Annotated in this window: 17 protein-coding genes, 1 pseudogene and 1 riboswitch; of the genes and pseudogenes, 13 read left to right on the forward strand and 5 right to left on the reverse strand. The window is 43.3% G+C overall.

Going from position 1 to position 26,359, the window contains the following annotated elements:
* Nucleotides 1-320: 320 nt before the first annotated feature.
* Entirely contained in the window at nucleotides 321-554 is a 234-nt protein-coding gene (locus tag MHI38_RS00615) for a hypothetical protein (protein WP_341180818.1), read from the reverse strand.
* A 297-nt stretch (nucleotides 555-851) separates the two neighbouring features.
* Between MHI38_RS00615 and MHI38_RS00620 the strand changes: the two genes are divergently transcribed.
* From MHI38_RS00620 to MHI38_RS00635, 4 genes and pseudogenes are all read left to right on the forward strand, one after another.
* Nucleotides 852-1,949 (forward strand): DUF4062 domain-containing protein, encoded by a 1,098-nt coding sequence (locus MHI38_RS00620; RefSeq protein WP_341180819.1) that lies wholly within the window; start codon nucleotides 852-854, stop codon nucleotides 1,947-1,949.
* 143 nt (nucleotides 1,950-2,092) lie between these two features.
* A complete protein-coding gene (locus MHI38_RS00625) occupies nucleotides 2,093-2,995 on the forward strand; it encodes a hypothetical protein (RefSeq protein ID WP_341180820.1) in 903 nt (300 codons plus the stop codon).
* An 807-nt stretch (nucleotides 2,996-3,802) separates the two neighbouring features.
* Nucleotides 3,803-4,030 (forward strand): annotated as a pseudogene (locus MHI38_RS00630) (YebC/PmpR family DNA-binding transcriptional regulator); the annotation flags it as partial.
* A gap of 685 nt (nucleotides 4,031-4,715) precedes the next feature.
* Entirely contained in the window at nucleotides 4,716-6,197 is a 1,482-nt protein-coding gene (locus MHI38_RS00635) for a hypothetical protein (RefSeq protein ID WP_341180821.1), read from the forward strand.
* A 228-nt stretch (nucleotides 6,198-6,425) separates the two neighbouring features.
* Here the strand turns inward: MHI38_RS00635 and MHI38_RS00640 are convergent, their stop codons facing one another.
* The 4 genes from MHI38_RS00640 to MHI38_RS00655 form a co-directional block, all read right to left on the reverse strand.
* Nucleotides 6,426-6,920, reverse strand: a complete 495-nt coding sequence (locus MHI38_RS00640) for a DMT family transporter (RefSeq protein ID WP_154889595.1) — start codon at nucleotides 6,918-6,920, stop codon at nucleotides 6,426-6,428.
* A gap of 18 nt (nucleotides 6,921-6,938) precedes the next feature.
* Nucleotides 6,939-7,637, reverse strand: a complete 699-nt coding sequence (locus MHI38_RS00645; RefSeq protein WP_154889435.1) for a Crp/Fnr family transcriptional regulator — start codon at nucleotides 7,635-7,637, stop codon at nucleotides 6,939-6,941.
* A 33-nt stretch (nucleotides 7,638-7,670) separates the two neighbouring features.
* The gene (locus MHI38_RS00650; protein ID WP_090924008.1) at nucleotides 7,671-8,096 is read right to left on the reverse strand and encodes a DMT family transporter; all 426 of its coding nucleotides are present in this window, start codon (nucleotides 8,094-8,096) and stop codon (nucleotides 7,671-7,673) included.
* Between the two features lie 358 nt (nucleotides 8,097-8,454).
* Entirely contained in the window at nucleotides 8,455-9,279 is an 825-nt protein-coding gene (locus MHI38_RS00655; protein ID WP_260510859.1) for a Nif3-like dinuclear metal center hexameric protein, read from the reverse strand.
* Between the two features lie 381 nt (nucleotides 9,280-9,660).
* On the opposite strand from MHI38_RS00655, the gene MHI38_RS00660 reads away from it, so the two are divergent.
* The 9 genes from MHI38_RS00660 (at nucleotide 9,661) to MHI38_RS00700 (ending at nucleotide 26,359) form a co-directional block, all read left to right on the forward strand.
* Nucleotides 9,661-10,257, forward strand: a complete 597-nt coding sequence (locus MHI38_RS00660; RefSeq protein WP_154889433.1) for a biliverdin-producing heme oxygenase — start codon at nucleotides 9,661-9,663, stop codon at nucleotides 10,255-10,257.
* Between the two features lie 87 nt (nucleotides 10,258-10,344).
* Entirely contained in the window at nucleotides 10,345-12,885 is a 2,541-nt protein-coding gene (locus MHI38_RS00665; protein WP_154958723.1) for a diguanylate cyclase domain-containing protein, read from the forward strand.
* A 217-nt stretch (nucleotides 12,886-13,102) separates the two neighbouring features.
* Entirely contained in the window at nucleotides 13,103-14,683 is a 1,581-nt protein-coding gene (locus MHI38_RS00670; protein WP_341180822.1) for a TerB N-terminal domain-containing protein, read from the forward strand.
* A gap of 5 nt (nucleotides 14,684-14,688) precedes the next feature.
* Complete coding sequence (locus MHI38_RS00675; RefSeq protein ID WP_154889427.1) at nucleotides 14,689-16,080, forward strand: ATP-binding protein; 1,392 nt, start codon at nucleotides 14,689-14,691, stop codon at nucleotides 16,078-16,080.
* Complete coding sequence (locus tag MHI38_RS00680; RefSeq protein WP_341180823.1) at nucleotides 16,077-18,284, forward strand: DEAD/DEAH box helicase; 2,208 nt, start codon at nucleotides 16,077-16,079, stop codon at nucleotides 18,282-18,284. The genes MHI38_RS00675 and MHI38_RS00680 overlap by 4 nt, the downstream gene beginning before the upstream one ends.
* 135 nt (nucleotides 18,285-18,419) lie before the next feature.
* Nucleotides 18,420-18,530, forward strand: a riboswitch (purine riboswitch).
* Between the two features lie 105 nt (nucleotides 18,531-18,635).
* Nucleotides 18,636-19,601 (forward strand): EamA family transporter, encoded by a 966-nt coding sequence (locus MHI38_RS00685; RefSeq protein ID WP_339838665.1) that lies wholly within the window; start codon nucleotides 18,636-18,638, stop codon nucleotides 19,599-19,601.
* Nucleotides 19,602-19,703: 102 nt separating this feature from the next.
* Nucleotides 19,704-20,129: a cupredoxin domain-containing protein gene (locus MHI38_RS00690; RefSeq protein WP_154984154.1), complete on the forward strand. Its 426-nt coding sequence runs from the start codon at nucleotides 19,704-19,706 to the stop codon at nucleotides 20,127-20,129.
* Nucleotides 20,130-20,276: 147 nt separating this feature from the next.
* The gene (locus tag MHI38_RS00695) at nucleotides 20,277-21,299 is read left to right on the forward strand and encodes an SDR family oxidoreductase (RefSeq protein ID WP_154889591.1); all 1,023 of its coding nucleotides are present in this window, start codon (nucleotides 20,277-20,279) and stop codon (nucleotides 21,297-21,299) included.
* A gap of 176 nt (nucleotides 21,300-21,475) precedes the next feature.
* On the forward strand, nucleotides 21,476-26,359 hold the full coding sequence (locus MHI38_RS00700; protein WP_341180824.1) for an OmpL47-type beta-barrel domain-containing protein: 4,884 nt from the start codon (nucleotides 21,476-21,478) through the stop codon (nucleotides 26,357-26,359).

A 26,359-nucleotide genomic window follows, 5' to 3' on the forward strand; every position in this document is an offset into this window, starting at 1 on the left:
TGGTAAAGAATGAATATATAGATGCATTTTAAAAATACTAAATAACGTACCGACCTTATTGGCAATTCAGTTGCTAATAAGGTCTTTTTTTAACTCTGAGTTAAAAACTTAAAGAAAGATAGGGAGGGGGAAGAATTAATCATTATTATATGTGAAATAATGTTAAAAAATATAAACTGCATGCAATGTAAAAGATTTTTTTGTAACTGTTGGATTAAAGATGTGGGGAAATGGGGTGAAAGATAGTAACATGATGAAGACCAAAGTTAATTCGACCTTGGCCTTCCTTTCTAAATATAGGGGCTATGATAGTTATTCTTCTATGAATTTGTTTCTTTATGGCATGTTTTAGCTCTAGGTATTTTTTTGGGGAGATATTTAGTGATGGCTTCCTCTCTAATTTGATCGAATAATTTACCTTTTATTTGTGCATGTGTTTGCTCTGAAATAGAGTGGGATAAGATACCAACTATGTCAACTAATCTTTTCTTTTCAGTAGCACTATTTGTATCGATATTATTTTTTGATTCTTCATACTTATTATCATTGTTCATAGTTAATCCCTCATTTCTACTGAAAATATACACTAAGTATACACTATACTGGTGGCTGTAAGTACTAAAGCATTACAAGAAAAGTTTGAAAATATTGGAATTCTTATGCGAGAAGAAGTCAGCTAAATAAGTGAGGTTTTGATATACGTATAGCGTTAAACTTGGTTAAATTATAGAAATTACAACTTGTGTTCTTTTATAATTTAGTAATAGATAGAATTATATACCTTCAAATACATACACGTGATATTATTAAAGTGTTATTTTACTGAAATATTGTTAGAGAAGGGGAGTTAGATGAAAAAGAAATTGCAGGTGTTTGTGTCTTCAACGTTCACTGATTTAATTGAAGAGAGACAGAGGGCGGTTGAAAGTATATTGAAAGCTGGTCATATTCCAGCTGGAATGGAACTCTTTACGGCAGGCGATAAGGAACAGTGGGCGGTTATCAAGAATTGGATAGAAGAGTCAGACATTTTGTTGCTTATTTTAGGTGGTAGATACGGAAGTTTAGAACCTGAGAGCGGAAAAAGTTATACTCAACTTGAATATGAGTATGCTCTGACAAAAGGTATTCCAGTGTTTGCAGTTGTTTTAACAGATCAATTTTTGGCAAATAAGAAAAGTGCTAAAATAAATATCAACGTGTATGAAAAAGATTATAAAGAAAAATACGAACAATTCAAGTCTCTTGTTCGTAATAAAATGGTCGTTTTTCCAGAAAACATTGATCAAATAGCTACCGCAATAACTCTTTCTATTAATCAGTTTCTTTCAAAAGACTCTACAGAATACAAATTTAAAGGCTGGATTAGAGGGGGAGACGAGAGCGTTGTAGAGAAGACCCTTAATTTTGATTCTAATCACAGTAGAAAAGTTAATGAAGATCAACCATTCATAGTCTTCCACGCTAGTGCAAAGAATCGGAAATATGGAAAGATATGGAATGAACTTCTTGAAGGAGATTACAACGATAATTTTTTGAGATCGAATTTAAGTAGGTCTACTATTACTAGGCTAGTTAATGCTAAACAGAAGGGCACACTTGGGGAACAATTGGTCATTGGTCTTTATTATGATGATGATGAAAACCCTATGGATGGAGTAATAATTAAGCTTACTAACTTCTCCGATAATTCACCCCATGGTGTAGAGTTTTCATTCGAGTTCGTTGAGAGTACTGCATTACCAAGTGGATTGATTCTACATATTCTCGGTGGAAATTATCAGCATAGTAGATTTGTATCAGTGAAAAATAAAGAACAACAATTCATTGTTTATGTAAGTGAAACTTGGGAAAGCATCAAAAATAAATGCAATGCTCAGTACGATTGGTATAAAGTTACAAAAGCGAGAGAGAAAGTTTTTAATGATTTTAATCGTAATCGCTACTAACTAAGTGTTTGAAGAACGATTATTAGAGGTTAGAGCATTAACAATTTGGATGAGTAATAAGGTTGAAAAAAAGTGAGTATAGTTACTCAAGAGTATATGGATTGGGAGATATCTGTATTATTCTAAAGGGGAAGAGGGATATTATGAGCACTCAAAACAGAAAAGTAGGTTACTATAACTTCGAATTTGAAAAAAGAGGTCAGGTAGAACGCTTTTTTGATAGAGCGTTCTTTAAAGATTTTATCGATTATGTAATGGTACTTCCTTCTCATGAACAAGTGATAAATATACCTAGACACAACAAGGCAGTAGCGATAGATCGGTATGCTGTTACTTCGTTCCATGCTGATTTTGTGGTTCGAATTGTTTTTAAATCATGTAAGTATAACCATAGCCCAGAATACATGTCTAGTAGGGATGGTAGTGAAAGGAATAGTGACAAAAAGCAACACGAAGGTGAGAAGGAGAAGACTCACCTTTGTATAAGAATTTCATCATATGAAGCTAGTCTGCTCTTAGAGGAAAGAAGAAACGGCGTTACAATAAATGAAATTACTAACTATCTTAATAAAAAATTAAAAGAGTATCTGACTTCTTTGAGCAGACCTAAGAACTTAAAGATTATTTATGGTACAGTTCCTTCGGAAAACTTCTTAGCAATGCTTGAAACGATGGAAGACATTAAAGTAGCCGAAGTTATCACTAGCAAAGTTCATTTAGGAAGTGAAGCTATGGGTGTGATTGAGGAAGAAGACCATTCAATGAAAGAAGAAGTTTTAGTCACTATGAAAGCTAAACCTAAGGAGTCTATGGCTAAGCGAACATTTAGAAAATTGTTTAATTCAATTACAGCAAATGAAAGTAAAGTAAGTCGAATAAGACTTTATGGTCGTGATTCAAGTAATAATCCACTTAGAATTGATAGCGAACCTTTCAAAAAAGTGGATTACGTAGTTACAGAACTTGATGATAATGGTACTGTTAATACTGACTCAATTTTTGAGAAGATGTTTGAGGTATTGGATATAACAGGTACTTCTCCATGATGGGAAAAATAATCTACGGTGAATGGTTGTATCCTATTGTTGATTACTATGCAACATTGAAGCGCAATGAAAGGAATTATGAGATAATACTTCCTCTTATCGTTTCTGGTTTATCCGTTTTAATATATTTTTTGTATGGTGATTCATTCAGAGCTATTATGAAATTAAGAGATATACTACCGAATGCTCTTGCAATATTGATCGGTTTTACTATTTCCTGTGTCACAATTTTAGTTTCAAGTGATAATGCTACTATAAAGTTTCTCAAAGATAAACTATCTAACGATAGGCTTGTACGTAACAAAATAATATCAATGTATCAATGGATGCTTATCACCTTCGTTTATATCTTGATAGTTCAAGTATTTTTATTGACATTCATTTTCTTTATAGCATTTATTCTTCAAATACATCAAAGTCAAACTTTCTTGTCAATTTCATTGTTTATCGAAGTCTACACGATATTGCATATCTTGTTGCTGTTAATCAGAAATATTACTAATTTTTACTTTGTGTTCTTTGTCCAAAGAACATAACAAAAAGTTCTGGAAAATTAGTGGGTGTAACTCACTCAGAACTGAGGGTGGGACGTACATGGAACCAAGTGCCACGTAACCTCCCACCTAAGTATTCCCAGTAAGATGTTACTTCTTTTCACTTAAATTTAAAGTGATTGTAAAATGAGTGGTTATCAACGCTGCTATTGGAGAATAGGTTAACACGACTGAAGATGTACATAAGAACTATGATGGTAAAATCATTCATAATTTGGTATGATAAACTTATAAAATTTCATACAAAAAGTGAGAAGATGAAGCGGTTATCGTATACGCAGAACCGGATCAATTCCACGCGGTACAGGAAGCGTTTAAGGCTGCGGGTGTGAACGAGTTCACGGTAGCCGAGCTGACGATGCTGGCGCAAAACCACATTGAACTGCCTGCGGATGCCCAAGTTCAGTTTGAGAAGCTGATCGATGCGCTCGAAGACCTGGAAGATGTGCAGCAGGTATATCATAACGTGGAGTTTGTGTAAGGATTGAATAAAACCTATTAAATATTTAGCATTTATGTATCATTTCTGTACTCAATAAACGGCTTATTGTTTACCAATTAGTTTTTAGCGATGATGTACAATAAGTTTTTTGGCGGGGATTAGGATGATTAACATTAATTTTTCGTATTCCTGTTGTTCAAAAAAAACTCACTTTTTGTGTGAAACTATTACACAAAAAGTGAGTTTTTTTGATTTGAAGTTTAGTAACTAAACTGACAAATAACAAATAATGATATTAATAACCAATACGAAAAATAGAAATCTGAATTATTCAATAAGAATATTCTTACTTCCTTGAAGGAGTTGACTATTGAACTAAAGAAGCTTTAAATAAAATGTACATATGTCATAAGGCTAGAATGGAAAACTAAATACTCCTGAGGCTGATAAAATTGGTGCTAACATCACTAAACTCTTTGTTCAAGTGGCTTAACAGTCATTTGATTGCAACGATATTTTCTAATAAAAAGAGATATAGGCATGTAGTTATTTCCCCATCTCATACATCTGCTATCATCTGATCTTATAAATATTGATGTTATATTGGTGAGATGGGAGGATTAGCTTCCGTCTATACTAGTTAGATTTATTAAATGAGTAAAAGTTTACTTAATCATTCAATAAAAGAGTTGTCTCATCGACGATCTCAAGGGGAATATATATAATGCTCAAAGAAAGTTTATTGGAAATAGCGAAGCTTGACGTAAGAGAAGCAATGAGGAAAGAGATCGAGTTGAACGAGCTAATAATTGAAGAGTATAAGAACTTAAATCGGTACTCGAAGCGTCACTTAAAAGAAATAGCACTTCGGGCAATTGCTCGAAATGATTCTTTAAAAGCATTTTTATCTTTGGCAACAGAAGAACAGAAACCAGATAAATTAGGTAATGTCTATCCCCATAATGCTTTGTTCGACCAATATGTTCGACAAACCTCATCATCAAGTTATGCTGCCTCCATTGGTAGAGAAGCAAGATTGCAATTGAATCGTGATTATACTCATGGTCACATGTATAGTAAACGTAAGTACAAAAGTTGGTTCTTGGATGAACCGATTCCAGAGACAACTGTAACTTTCCTTGATAAGGTTGGATTCTTTTTTGATGGATTTTGGAACTTTATTAAAGAACGTGAGAATTTTTCAACAATATATGGATTCATTATAATAGCTTCTTTCATTTGGCTGATATTTTTGAGTGATGGAAAAGAAACTATCACTGCTACGAACTCAAATACAATCAGTTCAGGTGGTGTTTTTGGTGGTAATTCCAGTAGTAAATCAGTACCAGATTCACCGCAAGTTAAGGATAGCTCAGGCCAAGCAGGATTCGGAAATAGCGGACAGAGTGGATTTGATGCTGTAAGTAGTAATGTTGAGAATTCCTCATCAGCTTCAACACAAAACGAAAATGATGAGCCAAAAATACAACAATCTACGCACATTTTTGAACTGAAAGCCGAATACTATTTGCCTAGACGTGGAAGTAACGATGTATTCAGCATAAAGGATGGGGAAACAGTTGAAGATCTAGTTGAAGGAGATGAACTCGTCCTAACAATTTATAAACCTAATGCTGAATTTATTTACGGATTTTGGAATGGAGAACTATTAGAGGGACAAAATCATAATTGGAATGATGATAAGGTCTCCTATACTTTCTGGCTTAAGGCGGGAATAAACGAGATAATAGTAGTGAATGGCACAGAGGAGTACTTATTCAACTTTAATACAACGGAATTCGTTAATACATTTGATCCATCTCAATACTTTACTATTGGTTCATCTAAAGAAGAAGTTCTATCACTAATGGGTGAAAAGGGTAAAGGTAGAGAAATTACTATTGGTAATGAAGTATGGTGGTTTTATGATGATAAACTGTCTTATATTTGTTTCGATTCAAAAGGAGAAGTTAAGGCATGGAGAAACCATAATCTTTTTCTAAAGGTTACTTTAGGATATAAAGAGCCTAACGCTCCAGACCTGACAATTGGTTCTAGCAAAGAAGATGTTATTAAGGCTATGGGAACACCTTCAGCCATCTTATATGATAACAGCTGGCAGTACGGAGCTAACACTATTAACTTCAATAACAACGATAAGGTTGTTTCATTTATCGATATTGATGGTAGTCTGAAGACAGAATAAAACCAGCCCTTGCATATTGAATGAGGGGTTTATATAACCAAATGTCAAACAAATTAGATTATGAAAAGAGATGAAGTCATGCCTGATGGGCATGACTTTTTTATTTCTATGTGTTAAAAATTTCAGGTAGTTACCCTTGATGAGAATAGGAGATAATTTTATAGTATTGAAAATGAAGGACCTCCAATATGTCTAAAATGACATATTGGAGGTCTCTTTTGATTTATATTAAGATTTACTCGGCACAGTGTGGGCTTGCTTATCCGATGAATCGGATGTCTCTTTTTTCAGTCCGCCAAATTTGAAGAGCACGATGCCACCTACAATGACAAGTACACCAATAAGTTGGTTCCATGAGAACGGAATTTGCTCCAGACCAAGCCAGCCCATCGAATCAAATAGTAAAGCGAAGCTTAACTGAGAGGTTAATACGATGGAGATTGCATAAGTGGGGCCGAGCAACTTCATGCCTTGAACGAGGCAGAACACGACACCTACGCCAATCGCACCGCTCAGCCAGTACCACGATTGCATGTGCTGAATGCTAAATGTATTTTTTCCTTCAACGAGTAAGGAGATTACAAAAGAAGCAATAAATCCGGTAAATAACACCATCGTTGTGGTCGACCATGAACCGGTGCGTTCATTGACTTTACTATTAAATATCGTTTGCAGACTGACCAGTGAACCTGCCAGAAGCGCAAGTAAAATACCTGTAATGATCATGTATGTCCTAACTCCTTATTCATAAATGTTGTGTCCCGCAATGTGTCTAAGGCCTGCACGATTTTTAATGCGGATTAATCCTTGATCCCGTTGAATATAACCGTCAGCACATAGCTTCTGAATCACCCGATTCAAATGGCGATAACTGGTGCCGATCAGGTTGGCGATGTCCGTCAGGTTAAAAGCATCCAGTTCCTCATGCAGTACGGTTCCGCCTTCATCCGTTGAGATGGATAACAGATAACTGGCTAAGCGAACATCTACTGGATACATCAGATTAAAGTTCGAAAAGTTCGAATCAATGTAAAACTTGTGTGAGATGATTTTTAGCAAAAATTGCAGTAATGGCGCGTAATCACTGGCAAGCTCAGTAAGCCAGCGGTAATGAATACGGAGCATTACAACAGGGGACACCGCCTGAACGGTGTTAACGATGTTACTTTCACGCACATATTCGATATCTCCCACCACTTCAAGCGGTGTTTTGAAACAGAGCACGAGTGTTTTGTCTTGTGGAGAGGTGGTGAAAATTTTAATTTTCCCCTCTACCAGGACATATAAGTATTCGGAAGCTTCGCCTTCGCGGCAGATGAGCTCACATTTTTCAAATTGACATAGGGTCATATGAGGACGTAGGTGTTCGTGAAAAACCGCCTCCAATTGATACTGTTTCAAATAGTCCATAATTTGCTGGGATTGATGAATCTCTTCCATGCGGTTCTCACCTCTGCGTTAATTGTAATGAAACTACAGCTTCATAATGATGACACCGGCGATCATTAGAGCAATGCCTAGGAATTGCGGCAGTTTCATTTTTTGTTTAAGCACGCCAAACCATCCGTTGCTGTCGATCAAAAAAGTTAGAAACAATTGGGCAATCAACAAAGCCGAGATCGTAAAAGTGACGCCAATTTGCTGAATCGCGGAGACTTCACTGAAAATAATAACCGCACCAAATGCTCCTCCGGCGAGATACATCGGTTTAACCTGTTTAATTCCCTGAAGATTGGTGTCCCGCACAAACATCAGGATGATCGCCGCGAGTATAAATCCCGTTAACTGGGTGATCGAGGCGGCCTGCCATGTGCCTATATCTGTACTGATTCTGGTGTTAGCAACCCCTTGTAGCGTAATGCAGGCTCCGCCCAGCAAGGCAAAAATAATCCCTCTCATCTTTCTCCGTACACTCCTTCAATGCATGACTTCGACTTCTATTAAATGATAAATATCTCCAAACAGCCAAGGACAAATGTCCTGAGTCTGAAATTTACAGCATCTAGCGTACACTAAAGCTTCAGGATATTCCAGAAAAGCAAGAAAAGAAGTAGCTATGGAAGGTAGGAAGGGGAGGAAGAAAGAAGTGGATTAACGATCCCAGGAACGCTATTCCACCAAACGAAGTCAAAACGCTGGATATGTGGAAAAATGGAGGAGATAGCTTCACTGAGGATCGTCAGGTTTATAAATGAGACAAGTTACGTAAAAAGGTATGTCAGCTGTAGTTCAATATGTTCTCTAACCTAGCCTAACGTTAAAACACCTTAAATACAGGCTGTTCCTTCACAAAAGTAATTTTGGTCTCTGGAAAAGACTCCTTCAGTCTGTCCGCCAAAAGCTTCATTCCCGGGGCCTCACTTTCGGCATGTCCAACCATGATGAGTGCTTTGGATTTACCTTGCTGCACAGCATCACGAACATATTCAGGCGTTTCCCATTCAAATCCTTCCCCTGCGATAATCAGATCCACCTGTTCATTCTGAAGAAGAGGTATCGTGACGGGTCCATTTCCACGAAATCCAACCAGAACGGCAGCGCGTCTGCAAACGATTTCAGAATTGCCCGCAATGCGGACATAGTCAATACCCAGACGTTGCTTTAAATGTTGAGCAATTTCCTGAACGGTCATTCCTTCTGGAAATGTAACTATATCCGACTCTGCCGTTCGCCCGCTCAGATATGTAATCCAGCCAAGCTCCTGAATGAGTCCATCTGTAATGCCATCTGGCTCGAAACGGTGGATTATATCATGGCAACGAAAAAGAGCAATGCCTGCTTGGTCGATCAATGTTCTTTTATCCGTATAAACGGAATTGTTCACAAGCCAGTCGGTCGCACTGTGATGATTATAAAATGGGGATTCATGGGCAATAATCAGATTAGCTCCGACCTGAATAGCCTGTTCAATGACCTGTTGTGTAGGCATAAAAGCAACTACAATGCCAGTCACAAACTGATTCGGTGAACCCGTGATCAGCTGATCCACTGTATTTTCCGGAAGTGTTATCCCCTCTGTGAGGTGCAGTATAATCTCTTGAACCGTGAGTTCCTTAGGTCCTGTCATATCTTTAATTTCCATTAGCTTCATTCCTCCAAAATAAGGATATAGTGTTAGTGTATCATCTTCATAGGTAAAAACCAGCTATACATACGATACTTCATTACCCTGAAAATGAACGATTTTCAGATAGACTCTACGGTGCTCTAGGCATGCTCAGGTCCGTGTCTACCCTATGTTTAACCCAGGCTTACAGCACATCCATCAATTCCGCAGTTAACCTAACAACGTAAGTTTACAACCAGCTCACAAGCCTCTTGAATTCATGTAGTTTTCTGATACGAGAAACCGTATACTTACATAGAGTCTTTTTTGAATCAGGTAAAATTTACTATATTCGCAATAGATTTTTACGCTAATCATAGCCTGGATTCACATCACGATACGAAAGGGGATAACGACATGACGGCAGTTAGTATTATGGAACGCCTGAAGAGTGAGACAGCACATTATCATAGACAAGTAGAACAGAACCCCTATGCGAAAGCAATTATGGATTCGACCATAACGATTGAACAATATAGAGTGTATTTGGAGAAATTCTACGGTTTCCTAAAACCTTTGGAGGATCAAGCGATAGCGCAGTCTTTTTGGGCGGAAACAGGATTGGATATCGAGGTAAGAGGCAAGGCTGGTTTATTAGAACAAGATCTGAGGGATCTTGGCTTAAGCGAGGAGCAGATCAAGCAGATTCCACAATGTAGCCACAAGGATTTACCCGACATTTCTACACCTGCACGACTGTTCGGATATCTCTATGTCATTGAGGGCTCAACGAACGGGGGTCAGATCATGACCAAACGTTTGTCACAATTTTTGCCTATAGAAGCAGATCGTGGACTGCAATATTTCAACGCATACGGCACACAGACACGCACGAGATGGAGCGAGTTTGTGGAATTGTTACAACAATCGATTCAGACATCCGAGGATGAAGACAGCGTTTTGTATACGGCTTCGGAGACATTCAGGCTACTGGATCAGTGGATTAATACGTAAGAATTACGCCAAAAACACCCGATTAGCTACCCGACGTAAGTTCTGTAACAATGAAACAACACATGCTGAGAGGGGATATTCAAGTTCATGGCTGAACCTAGGTCGAGGCAAGAAATGAGTCTGCTTAACCGCACCTTACTCCCGCAAGGGACATATACCAATGATCCGATCGACCTGAATAACTGCGATAAGGAGCCTATTCATATTCCTGGCTTTATCCAGCCACATGGCGTGCTTCTGGCTATCGATCCCAAAGGGACAGCAACCATTGTGCAGTGTAGCCAAAATACACAGGATCATCTGGGCATAGATTACTCAGATATTTTAGGTATGCCTCTAAGCGACTTGATCGCTGAAGAAGATGTAAACAAGCTCCTGAACAACCGCTCGAACGCAGCTGTAACGTCAGACTTGCATTATATGGATCTGATTATAGAAGTGGCAGGGGAAGAGAAAGTTTTTTCAACGGTCCTGCATGAGAGCGAAGGTCTGTTAATTCTTGAAATCGAGCCTTATTATGAAAAAGAAAACATCGAATCGAACGATTTTGAATGGATATCCCGTTTCTTCGGAAGAATCAAAAGCACGGACAGCCGCGTGGATGCGAGCCAGATTGCGGCTGAACAAGTCAAAGAAATGCTTGGATATGACAGAGTCATGATCTATGAATTTGACGAGCAATGGAACGGCAAAGTGATTGCGGAAGCGCGCGAACCGGAACTCGAACCATTTCTAGGGCATCACTATCCGGCCTCGGACATTCCCAAGCAAGCAAGGGAACTGTATCTTCGTAACTGGCTACGTACCATTGTCAACGTGGATTATACGCCTGTTGAAATCGTACCAACGTTGCAGCCCCTTACAGGCAAACCTTTGAATTTAAGTCTGTCTGTGTTGCGGAGTGTATCTCCGCTTCATATTGAATATTTGCAAAATATGGGCGTGGGAGCTACCGTGACCATTTCGCTCATCCATGATAATCAACTCTGGGGACTCATTACGTGTCATCATTATTCTGCAAGATACGTCCCGCATCGTGTTCGTAATCTGTGTAACTTCCTGGGAGCCTTTTTCTCTAATGAATTGTTCCAGCGTCAACAGCTGGATGATTACCAGGCAGAGATCAACTCCCGTGAGGCTGCTACGCGGATCGTTAACATTTTCATCGGCAATACAAGCCGGGCGCGAGTGGTGGAAGAGCTGCAAGGAGAGCAGGAAACCATTCTTAGGTTAATGAATGCATCCGGTGCGGCAATTTGTTACCAGGACAAGTTGCTGTTATTCGGTGAGACTCCGACAAATGGACAGATTCGTGAATTGGCCGGATGGCTGGCTGGACAGGCAGAGGATCACAGCTATCACACGTCGAAGCTGAGTCTGGAATACGAGACAGCCAAGCGATATCAAGATGTAGCCTCCGGGGTTATTTATGTTGCCATCTCACCGGGTCACCACAACTATATGTTATGGTTCCGTCCCGAGGTAGTTCAGGTGGTCGAATGGGCTGGTGATCCGGCGAAAGCCGTGCTGAAGACGGATGATGGTGTACGTTTGTCTCCGCGGAAATCGTTTGAAAAATGGAGGGAGGTTGTGCAATCGACCTCCTATCCATGGACAACGAGAGAACTGAGCATATTACCTTTGCTAAAGTCTATTGTGCGTCGTCAGACGGAAAATCAGCTGGCTCAAGCGGAGGAGCACGCTTTTCAGAATGCCCGTATTTTGAAGCGAAACGAGCAACGTTATTTGCAATTGATGGACTTCTCGCCTGTTGCCTTTTTCACACTTACCGAAGGGCGGATTATTTACTGTAATAGGATGGCGGCCGAACTGTTTGGATATGAAAATACAGCCAGTCTGATCGGGAAGAGTTTTAACGATTTTTTGCCTGATAATACACGGGACATAATACGGCAAGACTTTGAAAAATTGCAGCTCGACATCACAAGTTTGATGAACAATCAGTTGTATTTTACAACAGCTTCTGGCATGTCTTCGCTCTTTGAGATTACAATGGCCTCCGTTGTTCATGCAGGCAAACCTTCCGTCATGTTGTTGCTTCGCAGCAGAACATCACAACAGGGGCAGGATGATTACAGCGATACAACAAACCAATTACGCAATTACCTGACCACCGATCCGTTAACCGATATGCCGGTTCAAACGGTGTTCAAGCAACAACTCGAAGGGGATTGGAAGGATTGCTTGCAGGATAACTGTAGTCTGGGGCTGCTGATCATTGATATTGACGATTTCCGTTCTTATAATACGGCGTATGGCCTGCAAGGTGGCGACCTTTGTTTACAGTGGATTGGCGAGGTGTTAACGGTGGTTAGCGAACAGCATAACGCTGTCATTTCCCGCCAACGCGGAGGTACGTTTATGCTGAAATTAAAAGACACAACCTCAGCGTATTTAATGGAACTGGCTGAGGAGATCAGGCAACATGTGCTTGCTCTGCATATCCAGCGAGAGCTCACGGGTCAGAGTGGTGTGGTTACCGTCAGCGTTGGCGGGGCGGTTCTGCTTCCTGATGAGAATACTGTCGCAAGTGATTTGATCGAGCTGGCTACTCAAGCCCTGTCTCAAGCCAAGGATGAAGGCAAAAATCGTACGCGGGTGGTTTGAGTTGAACGGATAAGTCCGCACTGTGTATCAAAAAAAGAGATTCAATTACCTGTAAAATAGATAGGAAATACAAAATAGAGAAGAGGGCAGTGATGCCTTCTTTTTTGTGTGAAAAGAAAGTATGATTTTGCCGCCCATAGAAGCTACACAAGTGTTATAATGTTGCGTATGGATACACGTGTTCGTATTTTGCCCTGAAAGAGGTGGATTCAATTCCATGAGAGATCATTCGGAACAGCTGGAATTCATGGAGATTGATCTAAGTGAAGATACAGAGACAACCTCGATTCGTATACCTGATCGTTCATCTATAGAGAACCAGACTCGTCAACCACACAAGTCGCAGGGAGCTGTATTGTCTTCGGAGAAGCGATTTGTGGAGGAAGCTAGACGCCTTGCAGAAGTTACGGGAGAAGAAACTTCACCTGTTCCATTTATGAGTTACTGGCCGACGTATGGGGTGATGAATGACGCACAGCTGAAATGGTATTTGTACTGGAGAACGCAGGTACGCCAGGAAAGATACCTGGATGTCGACCTGTCGTATCTGTTTGTTCATGTTTACGAGTTGATTAACGGGATCGGCTGGTTACATCCAGAGGATGGTTATCACAAATTAAAACAATTATGGTTGAATTACCGAGAGCGGCTTCCTCAGCTTCATGTTTATATGCAGGAGTGGATGGTCGATTACGTTCTGGTTCACGATCTTCATACATTGCTTCATGATGTGATGATGCTCTCGGGTGGTTATTTGCCAGCATCATTGATGGACAAGGAGTTAGAACGGGTGTTACAGGATAATGTCGCTGAGGTAACGCTGGATATGCTGAAATGGTATTTTGACTATGATGTTACGCTAAATGCCTTTTACCGGGATGGCGGCAAAGAATTAATGGAACGATATGTGCCCAAAGTGATGGCTGTGATGGATTCGTATTTGCAGCGGACGCAACAAAGAGGGCTGTTGCCTGAGCTTGAATCGAAAGCCGAGCAGACGGTTAAACGCACGCTGTTTCATAAAGCGGTATATGACGAGTCCATTTACGGCAGATTTGTTACGTTCACTCATGTTCCTCTCATATTGGAACGTGAATTTGTGGAGAGGTTAATCGGGATTTACCGCTGTACGGAAAATAAGCTGCGTGAACTGTTAGGCTTCCGGGGCCGTCTGCGAGGTAAAACGCTGGAGCCTGAGCTTGCCAGTGTGATTGAGCGTTATCTGGAAAGAGCTTTTGCCATGGAACAAGCTGAGGCTGTAACTGCGCCAGTCATTCAGATTGATACGGCCAAACTGGCTTCTTTGCAGAAGGATAGCGAATATGTGCGTAAGGCGTTGAGCATTGAAGATAGCGCAAATTCCGAATCGGATAATGCTAAATCTGACCTTGAAGAAAACGCAGACGAGAATGAAAGACACGGAATGGATGAGCCGCTTTTCCAAGAACAGCAAAGTGGTTCACTATCGATCCTAGACAACGGGAGTCAGCCATCCATGAGTTCGGATCGTTGGAATGAAGTGCTTATATGGGACGAAGCTGCGGAAGCCCATGTACCAGAGGAGTGGCGGGAATTTGCCGAGAGGTTGGATGCCCGGCATGTAAGAGCCATCCATGCTTTGCTTGGTGAACATCCGGATGGTGATTTGATGCGGCTTGCCGAAGAAACGGGAACGATGCCAGCTCTTTTGCTAGATGAAATGAACGATATCGCTATGGAAACCATCGGAGATCTGCTGGTGGATGGTGACCGAATCGTTGCTGATTATATTGATGTATTTGAACATGTGAAGAGGTGATTGACATGACTGAGCATACAGTGAATGAACATCAAAAGACAGAACATCAACCAAACCAGCTTAAGATTCCAAAACGTTTGACCACCGCACTTGTGAATTCATTAACGGCAGGCGTCGTGCCACGGATTGGACTGGAGCAAATTGCTGTAGGGCGAAAGCCGGAAGTGGAAGCGATCTTGCGAGACTTGGATAACATTGCTGAAGGCGGTGCAGCATTTAAACTGATTACTGGCCGTTATGGTAGCGGTAAAAGCTTTCTTTTGCAAATGATTCGAAATTATGCGATGGATCGTGAGTTTGTGGTTGCGGATGCGGATCTTTCTCCAGAGCGTAGACTTGTCGGCACAAAAGGGCAAGGTCTGGCAACTTATCGTGAGCTGATGACACGCTTGTCTACACGAACACGCCCGGATGGTGGGGCTTTGGAGCCTATTTTGCAAAAATGGATTGCAGGCTTGCAGCAAACAGCGATGACCCAGTTGAATATACGTCCAGATGATCCTGCGTTACCGCTGGAGGTAGAAAAACAGATTTACCTCGTGACGGGTGAAATGCAGAACTTGGTTCACGGTTTTGATTTTGCCAAAGTGCTGGCCTCTTACTGGAACGGTTACAAACTTGCTGATGATGACCTGAAACAGTCTGCACTCCGCTGGCTTCGGGGTGAATTCGCGACCAAAACGGAGGCGAAGAAAGAGCTTTCCGTGGGTGTCATTATCGATGATGATAACTGGTATGATTATTTCAAATTATGGTCTGAATTTACGGCACGTATCGGTTACAAAGGGCTGTTACTCTTTATCGACGAAGCTGTGAATCTGTATAAAATTACAAACAGCGTTTCGCGTCAAAGCAACTACGAGAAGTTGCTAACGATGTTTAATGATACGATGCAGGGGAAAGCCGAGCATCTGGGCATTTTTGTGGGGGGAACCCCTCAATTTGTGGAGGATGAACGCCGTGGTTTGTACAGCTATGAAGCGCTTCGATCCAGACTTATTGACGGTCGTTATGCCGCAAGTGCGTATGCGAATTATACGGGCCCCATTATCAAACTCACGATGTTGTCGCATGAAGAAATTTTGATTTTGCTACAAAAGCTACGCCAGATTCATGCCCTTCATTTTGCATATACCGCTAGCTTGAGCGATGAACAATTAGTAGGTTTTATGCAAATGGCTGTGAATCGTTTGGGTGCGGATGAACTTTTGACAACACGAGAAGTGGTGCGTGACTTTATGGATGTGTTGCATACGCTACATCAGAATCCTGATGTGACTTACGAGCAGTTACTTGGTGAGCGTGCGGCTCTTTCCGATGGTTTGGCTCGTGGAGCCAAGGGTTCCCAAAAGGAATCCGATGAGCTTGATGATTTTCTTGCGGAGTTCGAACTATGAGTGAGAACCCAAATCCATTTTATAGACTGGCTCCGTTTGTGCAGGAATTTATTTATAAAAAAAGATGGGAATCGCTACGTCCTGCGCAGATTGAAGCGTGTAACATTTGTTTTCACACTCCGCACCACATGCTGATTGCGGCGGGGACGGCTTCCGGCAAGACGGAGGCCGCTTTTTTTCCCGCGTTGACTGAACTTTATGACCAGCCTTCCAAATCGGTGGGCATTCTGTATATTGGCCCTTTAAAAGCACTGATTAATGACCAGTTCGAACGACTCAAAGACTTGCTCACGGAAGGCAATATTCCTGTCTGGCACTGGCATGGTGATGTGCCGCAGGCTGAGAAAACCAAGCTGATGAAAAATCCGTCAGGTGTGTTGCAGATTACGCCCGAATCGCTGGAAGGGCTGTTGATGAATCGACCGAATGCGATTCCTGCGCTTTTTCATGATCTGCGCTATATCATTATCGATGAAGTGCATGCGTTCATGGGAGCGGATCGGGGCATTCAGGTGTTAAGCCAGTTGGCTCGAATTGAACGCATGGCTGGCTGTGCTCCTAGAAGAGTTGGATTATCCGCTACACTTAGCGATTATGAAGCAGCGACAGCTTGGCTTGCAGCGGGAACACGGCAAGGAGTTGATGTCGTATCCTCCCCAGGCGGACGTAAACTGCGGCTCCGGGTGGAGCATTTTTCATTCCCGGATGCACAAAACGAAGAGCAGGCTGAGCAGCTTCATCATGCGCGTAAAGCCTATTACGACTTCATTTATGAGAGCACACATCGCAAAAAGGCTCTGATTTTCACCAACAGCCGCACGGATGCGGAAGTCACGATTCTGGAGATGCGCCGTGTTGCAGCACGCAGAGAAGAACGGGATGTGTTCCATGTGCATCATGGAAGTATATCGGCCATGCTGAGAGAAGAAACCGAAGCGGCTTTGCGGACAGGTCCGGGTCCGGCTGTCGCTGCTGCGACGGTTACGCTGGAACTTGGCATTGATCTGGGAGAATTGGAGCGTGTCGTTCAGCTTGGCGCACCTTATAGTGCTTCGAGTTTCGTTCAGCGGCTGGGTCGCTCGGGTAGGCGTGATGATATGGCATCGGAGATGCTTTTTGTATGCCCGGAGGAAGAAGACGAGGAAGCACAGCTGCCGGCCCGTATGCCATGGACATTAATGCGTGCAATAGCGGTGATTGAGCTGTACGTTAAAACCAAATGGGTAGAGCCACTTGAAGCTCGGAAAATGCCTATTGGGGTTCTTTATCACCAGACGATGAGCATGTTAAAAAGTATGGGGGAGGCTGAGCCAAGAGAGCTTGCTGCCGCAATCCTCTCCCTGGCGCCTTTTTCAGAGATTACACCGGATCAATATCAAACGTTCCTGAATTACCTGATCGCGACGGATCATCTGCAATGGACGGAAGAACAGACGCTGATTATCGGACTCACGGGTGAAAAGATTGTAAACAACTACCGCTTCTATGCCGTGTTCAAGGACGATGAAGAGCATAAAGTACTGAACGGCTCGGAAGAAATCGGGTCGATCACGACCGTGCCGCCACCAGGCTATTGTTTCTCTCTCGCCGGTAAGCTGTGGAAGGTGGAAGAAGTGGATCACAAGCATAAGGCCGTGTACGTGAAGTCCGCGAAAGGCAAAGTCGATACACTGTGGCTTGGTGCAGGAGGAGATATTCATACGGCGGTTGTACAAAAAATGCGCGAGGTGCTGTCCGAATCCGTGATCTACCCGTATCTGTCTCCACAAGCGGTGAACCGCTTGGAGCGTGCACGTCGCTTGGCTCGCGAGAGCGGATTGCTCAAACAGGTTGTCATTCCGGCAGGCGGGGATTCCATGTATGTGTTGCCTTGGGTGGGTAGCAAATCGTTTCGCACGCTGGAGCGGTTGATGAAACATAATTTGTCTGAAAGGCTCGCTTTGCGTTCCGTTGTGCCGATGGAACCATATTATTTTGTGGTATCAGGCAAAGTGGACGAACGAACCTTGTTAGCCGAGATGATGAGTGAGTGTCGAACGGCCCAGGATGCATCTGATTTGCTTGCTGAGGACGAAGCACCGTATCTTGGCAAATATGATGAGTTTATTGCACCGCCCTTGATTCGTGAAGCTTTTGCAGTAGATGGTCTGGATCTCGAAGGATTGAAATCAGGATTGCAAAAGACGCTGGAGTGGGACAGCTAGAGGAGACATTGGAGTGAACAAATGAGAGTGGCCATGTTAAGCTTTCATTTTTTAACGTTTAAAATTGAAAAGAAATGGGTTGACACCACTTGACCTCCCATGTAATATATGAAAAGTCGTCACACATGAGCGATAGTTAAATTGCATACTTCATTTCGTATAACCTCGCAGGCCGAAAGTGTACACAGGGCGAGGGTCTCTACGGGAAGCCTATACTTCCTAACTACGAAGCAAAGGAATCAACATATTCCTTGCTCGGAGTTAGGATTTTTTGCATTTAATACGTGGTTGTGACCTTACATGAACCCGGACACGGGGCGCATTATTGAATCATCGGGAGGTTAATTACACATGAAATATTATTTGTCAGTCCTTGCAGGCGCGATGAGTTATGGTATTCTGTCCACCATTGTTGTACTGGCGTATGGCCAGGGATATCAACTTGGTGAGGTTGTGGGAACACAGCTGATTACCGGTTTCATCTTGTCGTGGATGCTGGCTTTATACACGCGTTTTAGAGCTAAACGCAAAGCACCGGCTGGTGGCCAAGTAAAGGTTACATCGGCTAGTCCTTCAAACGTCTTCACACGTTTAACTTGGAAACAGCGTTTGATGCTGATGGCGGCTGGAACGCCAACGGTAATTACCGGACTCGTGTATTATCAATCGTTACGTTACATTCCGGCATCGCTTGCGATCATCCTGCTCTTCCAATTTACATGGATCAGCGTGCTGATTCAGGCGATTAGCAAACGGCAGCGTCCAGATAAAATCACGTTCCTGACCCTCTTTATTTTGTTTGGTGGAACCTTGCTGGCAGCAGGTTTTCTGGAACAGGGCATTAGTAATGTAAGTGGGATCGGGATTGCGCTCGGATTAATGGCAGCAGTTAGCTACTCCTTGTTTGTATTATTCAGCGGTAAAGCAGTTCCTTCTGCACACCCGGCATTTCGGAGTGCTTGGATGGTTACAGGCGGATTGATTCTGCTTTGCATTTTATTCCCGCCGACGTTCCTCTTTAACGGTCTAATCTGGAGTCAACTGCTTGTGTTTGGATTGTTACTTGGATTCTTTGGAGCTTTTATCCCGCCAGTGCTGTTCGCCATCGGCGTACCTCATATTGGTGGAGATATGGCGGGGATTCTGGGTGCGGTCGAACTTCCGGTTGCCGTCTTATTATCCTCCATCGTACTACATGAGCATGTTAGCGCTCTACAATGGTTCGGTGTCGTTATCGTACTGATTGGTGTGGCTCTGCCAGAATTGTATAAAATGAGGGCACGGCGAAGTCGGAGCACACCTGTATATTCCGGATAGCCCAGAGGGGTCATTTTCATTAAGTGCATAATGGGGTATGCTTGTAGAGTACATCCATCCACTTACGAATGAAGATGGGACAACGGAATAAGGAGTGTGTATATGAATAGCTGGTTTAAAAAAGCGTGGCCGTTCTTAACTCTGGGCGTGGCTGTAGTTGCTCTGCTCGGTGGATTTTTTGTATATTTCATGGGTAAGGACGTATCCCCGGGATCAGGCGGTTCAGTAACAGCAAAGATCGAGACACCGGAGGATTTGAAAGGATATGAGGTCATTAATGTGAACGTGAGCAACGATGGATTTGAGCCGAATGTCATTGAGGTGAAATCTGGAGTGCCTACGAAAATTAATTTCATCCTGACCCGAAGCGTGACACATGTCAAATCTGTCGCTGCAGAGAAGTTAGGCATGGATCTTTATATGCAAAAGGGAGATAACTACTACACGGTCGATCAGAACGTCGCCCCAGGAGAATACGAGCTTCACTGCGGGATGTACATGATCTATGGTACGATTAAGGTTATTTAAAGAGTCAGCGTAACGGATAGGGAATGTACGCCAGATATCATTAGTTCAACTCATACAGAGGAGCAGAGTTCGTTCAACCGGACTTTGCTCCTTTTTGGCCTGCATGATATCATGAACGGGGAACATAATCGATCTGGAGGTGCAGCAATGAAAGCGCTATTTATCGGAGGGACAGGCACAATAAGTACAGCGATTACCGAGATGCTTGCCAAGCAAGGCTGTGAATTGTATTTGATGAATCGCGGCAATCATAATGACAATTTGCCTGCAGGAGTCAAGGTTCTTCAAGCCGACATTAATGACGAAAAACGGGTAGCCGATCTGATTGCCGATTTACAATTTGATGTCGTTGCGGACTTTATTGCTTTTGTACCCGCTCAGCTGGAGAGAGATTATCGTTTGTTTCAAGGCAAGACCAAGCAGTTCATTTTTATAAGCTCCGCATCGGCCTATCAAACGCCGCTGTCGGATTACAGAATTACCGAAGGAACGCCATTATCCAATCCATTCTGGGAATACTCCCGAAATAAAATTGCGTGTGAAGACTACCTGATGAAATTATATCGGGATGAAGGTTTTCCCGTGACCATAGTTCGTCCAAGCCATACTTACGGGGATAAGTCCGTACCGCTTGGTGTACATGGTGAGAAGGGAAGTTGGCAGGTTCTAAAGCGTATGCTTGAAAATAAACCAGTGATCATTCACGGTGACGGCACTTCGTTATGGACGATTACACACAACACCGATTTTGCCAAAGGCTTTATCGGCTTAATGGGCAACATCCACGCCATCGGTGAGGCTGTACATATCACCTCGGATGAGTCTGTCACATGGAATCAGATTCATGAAATCATTGCTGATGTACTCGGGGTCAAGTTACATGCGGTTCATGTGCCATCGGATTTTTTGGCGGCTAGCAGTGATTTGGATTTCAGGGGTGGTTTGCTTGGAGATAAGGCCAACACGGTTGTTTTTGACAACAGCAAACTGAAACGACTGGTTCCTGAATTTGTAGCTACAACAAGGGCGGATCAGGGTATTCGCAGCACGATTGAGCATATTCTGGAGCACCCGGAATTACAGATGGAGGACCCTGAATTCGATCAATGGTGTGACCTTGTTGTCAGCACATTGGACGAGGCGTTGCTTAAAATCAGAGATGGAAAGTAAAACTCGATAGAGAATGACTTTTTATACACGTTCCCATTCCAGGTATTTACATTCGATTTCCGAATCGTTATAATCAATAAAAAAATAACACTTTAGGGGAGGCACCCCAACTCAGGACATTGTTCCTTGGTTGGGGTGCCTCCTTTTTTTGTGTGCACAAAAAGGAGAGCAAGGTATTGAAAAACTCAAGAAAACGGTTGAAAAAGCAAGCGGAGCAAATGTCTAAAGTGATGCTGGCGTTTGCATTATTGTCGCCTCAGTCATTAATACCTGAATGGAGCCAAGCGGGCACGGCAATGGCAGCAACGGTAGAGAATATTGGGGTGGTATCCGATACAGCCTCATTAAAGGCGGTACAATCCTCCAAAGTGAAAGTGGAGATGAACAGTGATGGAAAATACCGAATCGTATTACTACCAAATACGAACGTTTTTTACGGAGGTGACACCGGTAATGTATCGACAATTATTGACCATCATGGCACAGCAATCAATTTCAAATCATTGCCGCTGAATTATTATCGAATTAACAACAATGTCATCGAGATGTCCAGACAAAAAGACAATGTAGAGTATATTTTGCGAGTCTCCATCGTAAATGCGACATCTCAAGGCGGATATATGAAGGTGGAACTGGAAGCGATAAATCGAAGCGGCTCAGCGCTGAATCTCGGGGGGACTTTTTATTGGGATACGATGGTGAACGGCAACGATGCTTCTCCTTTTGAAGTCATTCAGAACGGGTGGCGCAATTATAGCGGAGGCGTACAGGTGACGGCTTTTTATGCCAACACGTACAACGTCGTTAATGCTGACCGTGTATTCATGGGACAATATCAAAGCCCGGATAGTGCCCAGTTGACAGGGGGCTCAGCTCCATCAGCCTATACACCTGGACAGATCGTGAATGCGAGTGATACTGCAGCTCAGTTCTGGTGGGACGCGAGATCAACGGCTAATCAGGGATCACGGAAATTTTCAACCATTGTAGGCATTGGGCCACAAAACGTTCCGCCTTCTTTTACATTAACAGCACCTGCATCAGGTCAAACGTATTACAAAGGGGAACAGTTGCAGATTTCAGGTACAACACGGGATAACGACGCAGGCGATCTGTTAACGGTCAAGTGGTCCATTGACGGCGGGCCTGAGAATGTTCTGACGCAAATAACGGCAACAGGTTCGAACCAGGCTTTTAACACCAGTTATACCTTGCCCGATACATTGCCGGACGGATCTCATTACTTGCAAGTATGGGTTATGGACGATAAGGGCGGAGTATCCTCCGCGGGAACAGTTAACTTCTTGGTCAGAAGTTTTGTCGTACCCGGAACTCCGACGTATACCCTGGTGAATAATAATGATCTGACGGTGAACTGGGATAAAAGAGTAAATGATGCTTCTGTAACGTATGAACTGAAAAATATGACAACGAATCAGACCTACGATACAGGAACATCCAACACGAGACAGCTGACGGGTCTAACACCCAATACAAGTTATTCGTTTGCCGTACGCGCGAAAAATTCAAGCGGTGCTTATACGGGCTACTCAGCTACATCCTCCAAATACACACTTGCGAATCCACCTGCGGATGTTGCTGCTTCACAAATCGGAAATAACGTAACAGCCAGCTGGACTACAAACGGTAATCCTGCCGGTACCAGATACAAAACGGAAATCCGCAATGTGAATGGACAAGTGCTTCAATCATCAACGACGACTTCTACCTCGATGACTACAGCCTTAACAGGAATGGAGGATGGACGTTATGAACTGTATGTAGCAGCTTTGAATGCTGAAGGTATTCAGACAGCCTTTGTCTTGGCAGGGCAGATTATGAAAGATACAACCGGACCTTCTGCTCCTTCCATTACCCTCACCCCTTCAACGTGGACAAAAGAAGAGGTTCTTGTCACGGTTGAAGCGGGGACTGATCAATGGAGTGGAACACAGAAGACGGAAGTGAAGATTGGCCTCAATGGTGAATGGAGAGAATATACCGGGCCATTCACTATGAACGATGAGGGAAGTACAACAATCACAGTACGGAGCGTGGATGCATTCGGGAACTTGGGTCAGGAAAGCCGTGTGACTGCACGAGTTGACCGGACGGCTCCAACCCCGCCGTTGATTTCCTTGAATCCAGCGGAATGGACGAAGGAATCGGTTGTCGTTACCTTGACGGAAGGTACGGATGATGCAAGTGGTATCGCCTTAACACAATATAGAGTTGGTGAGAGTACGCAATGGATCGATTACAAAACACCGTTCATTCTGAAAGATGAGGGCGTAACCGAAATTTACGCACGCAGTATAGATCGAGCTTCGAACGTAAGTGCATTGACGTCAACCGTTGCCCGAATTGACAAAACAGCACCTGAACAACCTGTGATCCAATTAAGCGAAGCCGACTGGACGAGAGAGGATGTATCTTTTGTCATTACAAGTGGTACAGATGAAGGAAGCGGGACAAGCAAAACGCAGTATCGGTTAACAGAGCATGGGCCTTGGTTAGATTATTTAGGTGAGGTCACGATTAAAGATGAAGGTGAAACCGTAGTTTATGCTCGTACATTTGACCGAGTAGGCAATGTAAGTATGTTGGCGCAAGCCACGGCTCGGATCGACAAGACGGCTCCGACAGAACCGGAGATCTCGTTGAGCCAATCCGGCTGGAGTAAAGAAGCTGTACAGTTTACGATCGCTGGAAGTGTGGATGATAGAGAAATTACATATGAATATCGATTGGAAAATGAGCCATATACGACCGGAAATAAAGGTACGGTCAATACAGATGGAGCAACTGTAATCTATGCTCGGGCCAAGGATGCAGTCGGTAATGTGAGCAGAGAAGTCAGCAGGACGGTGTATGTGGATAAAACTCTACCGAATATTAGCTTTACTCCTGAGGGAGCGGCTTGGACTGATGAAAATATAACGGCTACCGTACAATTCGCAGACAGCCATTCCGGCATAGATGGAACACAACGTTTCTATCAGATTACAGCTCAGGCAGAAGCTCAAGGAGACTGGCTGGAGGCTGAATCCGATCAGCAGAGCATATCCATATCGTCTGAAGGTACTTGGTACATCTACGCCAAGACCGCTGACAGAGCAGGCAATACCGTTCAGGTGACATCTTCTCCTTATCGAATTCAACGGAAGCCTAATCAACCAACTCAAGTCCAGAGGAGTACGGTTGGTGAAACATCGGTAACACTAACAGCTGATTTACCTTCAGGTGAAACTTACACTTCAGGTTACCAATATGAAATCAAAAATAGAACGACCGGGCAATCCTGGACACTGCAATATCCGAACAATAGTCTAGTTAATGACACATTGAGCGGAGGGCGAGTTTATGAGTATGAAGTGAGAGCAAGAAATCATACGGGTGTAAGTGAGCCGGCGATTGTGAGTGTTTTAACTTTACCGCCATCTCCAACTGAGATGCGCATACAAAAAGTGGACGCAGAGCCAAGTCTGGCTAAAGTAGACTTTGATCACGTACAAGGAGCCACAGCATATCGGGTGACGGCTACGGATTCTAACGGAAGAATCGTTTTTGAACAAACCATCACTGATCCGGAAAGTCTTCCTTACATTAGCAATCTTGCTCCCGGAATGGTTCATACGATATCTGTTACGCCTATGAATGCGAGTGGTGCTGGTGCAAGTTGTGTAGCCGCATTTATGAGTCTACCTGCCGCTCCGGGTGAGTTCACAGCAGTGCAGATTCGTGAGCATGATATCTCCATGACGTGGGAGTCCGTAACATCGGCTACGTATTATGCACTTGCACGTAACGGAGATATGATTTACGAGGGAGGGGAACTCTCCTACAAGGATGCTGGACTTGAAAGTGGAACAGATTACAGTTATACCGTTGTTGCAGAAAATGAAACAGGCTCAGGTCCTTATGCGAGTTTACCATTGCTAAGAACGTTGCCTGCGCAGGTGGCGGGTTTACACGTCACGGATGCCTCGCACTCAAGTTTGCATCTGAACTGGGAAGCCGTTCGTGGAGCAGAAGCTTATGAGGTATGGAGTAATGGAGAGAAAGTGGGCGAGATTACAGCTGACAAGAATGCATGGACACTGACAAATCTGAATCCGGGATCGGCGTACCAACTGGAAGTTCGGGCGGTAAACAGAGCTGGGCATGGAATGAGTAGTTCAATAACGGGACTAACTATTCCCAAAAGTCCAATAGGACTTCACGTTGTAAGGGCTACGGAACAGGGAGCGACGTTGAGCTGGGAAGCTGTGGCTGGAGCAGACAAATACCGCGTGACCATTGATGGGCAAACATACGAGATGTCGGGTACAGAGCTGACTGTTAAGCACCTGTCAGGTAGCAATCTGTATACGTATGAAGTGCAAGCAGGGAATGCTGCGGGGTATAGTGAGGGCGTAACGAGCACTGTTCTGACGCTGCCAAGGAGGCCGGAAGGATTACAGGTCAGCTTAACGGAAGAAACGCAGATCGGTATTCGCTGGCAAGCTGTTCCTACAGCAGAGATGTATATCGTTATGATTAATGGTGTAGAGACAGGCAGAACGTCCGATATCGAATATAGGGCGGAGGGATTGTTACCCGGCCAAGAATACACGTTGCAGGTGCAAGCGGTAAACGCAGCGGGTGCTGGTGCACAAGCAGAGCTTGTGCGATTGTCCAAACCTCGTCGTCCAACGAACATTACGATGCAACCAGATGTACATGTCACCCGTTTGTCATGGTCTGCCGTTCCGGGAGCTTCTGAATATGTCATATTGCAAGAGGATAAAGAAGTATACAGAGGCATGGATACAGATGCCGTAATTACAGGGCTTGAAGCTGGGCGATGGCATCATTATAGGCTATTTGCGGTCAACAGGCAGTCCTCCCGTTCTGAAGCAGCAGAAGTATCGTTTCTGACTTTGCCGATTAAACCGGAGAAGGTGGATGTACGTGACGTAACCGAGAATGGGCTTTCACTCGATTTTACTCATACGGGTGTACGTGGAGCTGATCAATATATCATTGAACGTAATGGGCGAGAAGTGGCTCGTATGTAA

It is taken from the genome of Paenibacillus sp. FSL K6-1558 (assembly GCF_038002565.1).
Taxonomy (GTDB): Bacteria; Bacillota; Bacilli; order Paenibacillales; family Paenibacillaceae; genus Paenibacillus; species Paenibacillus polysaccharolyticus.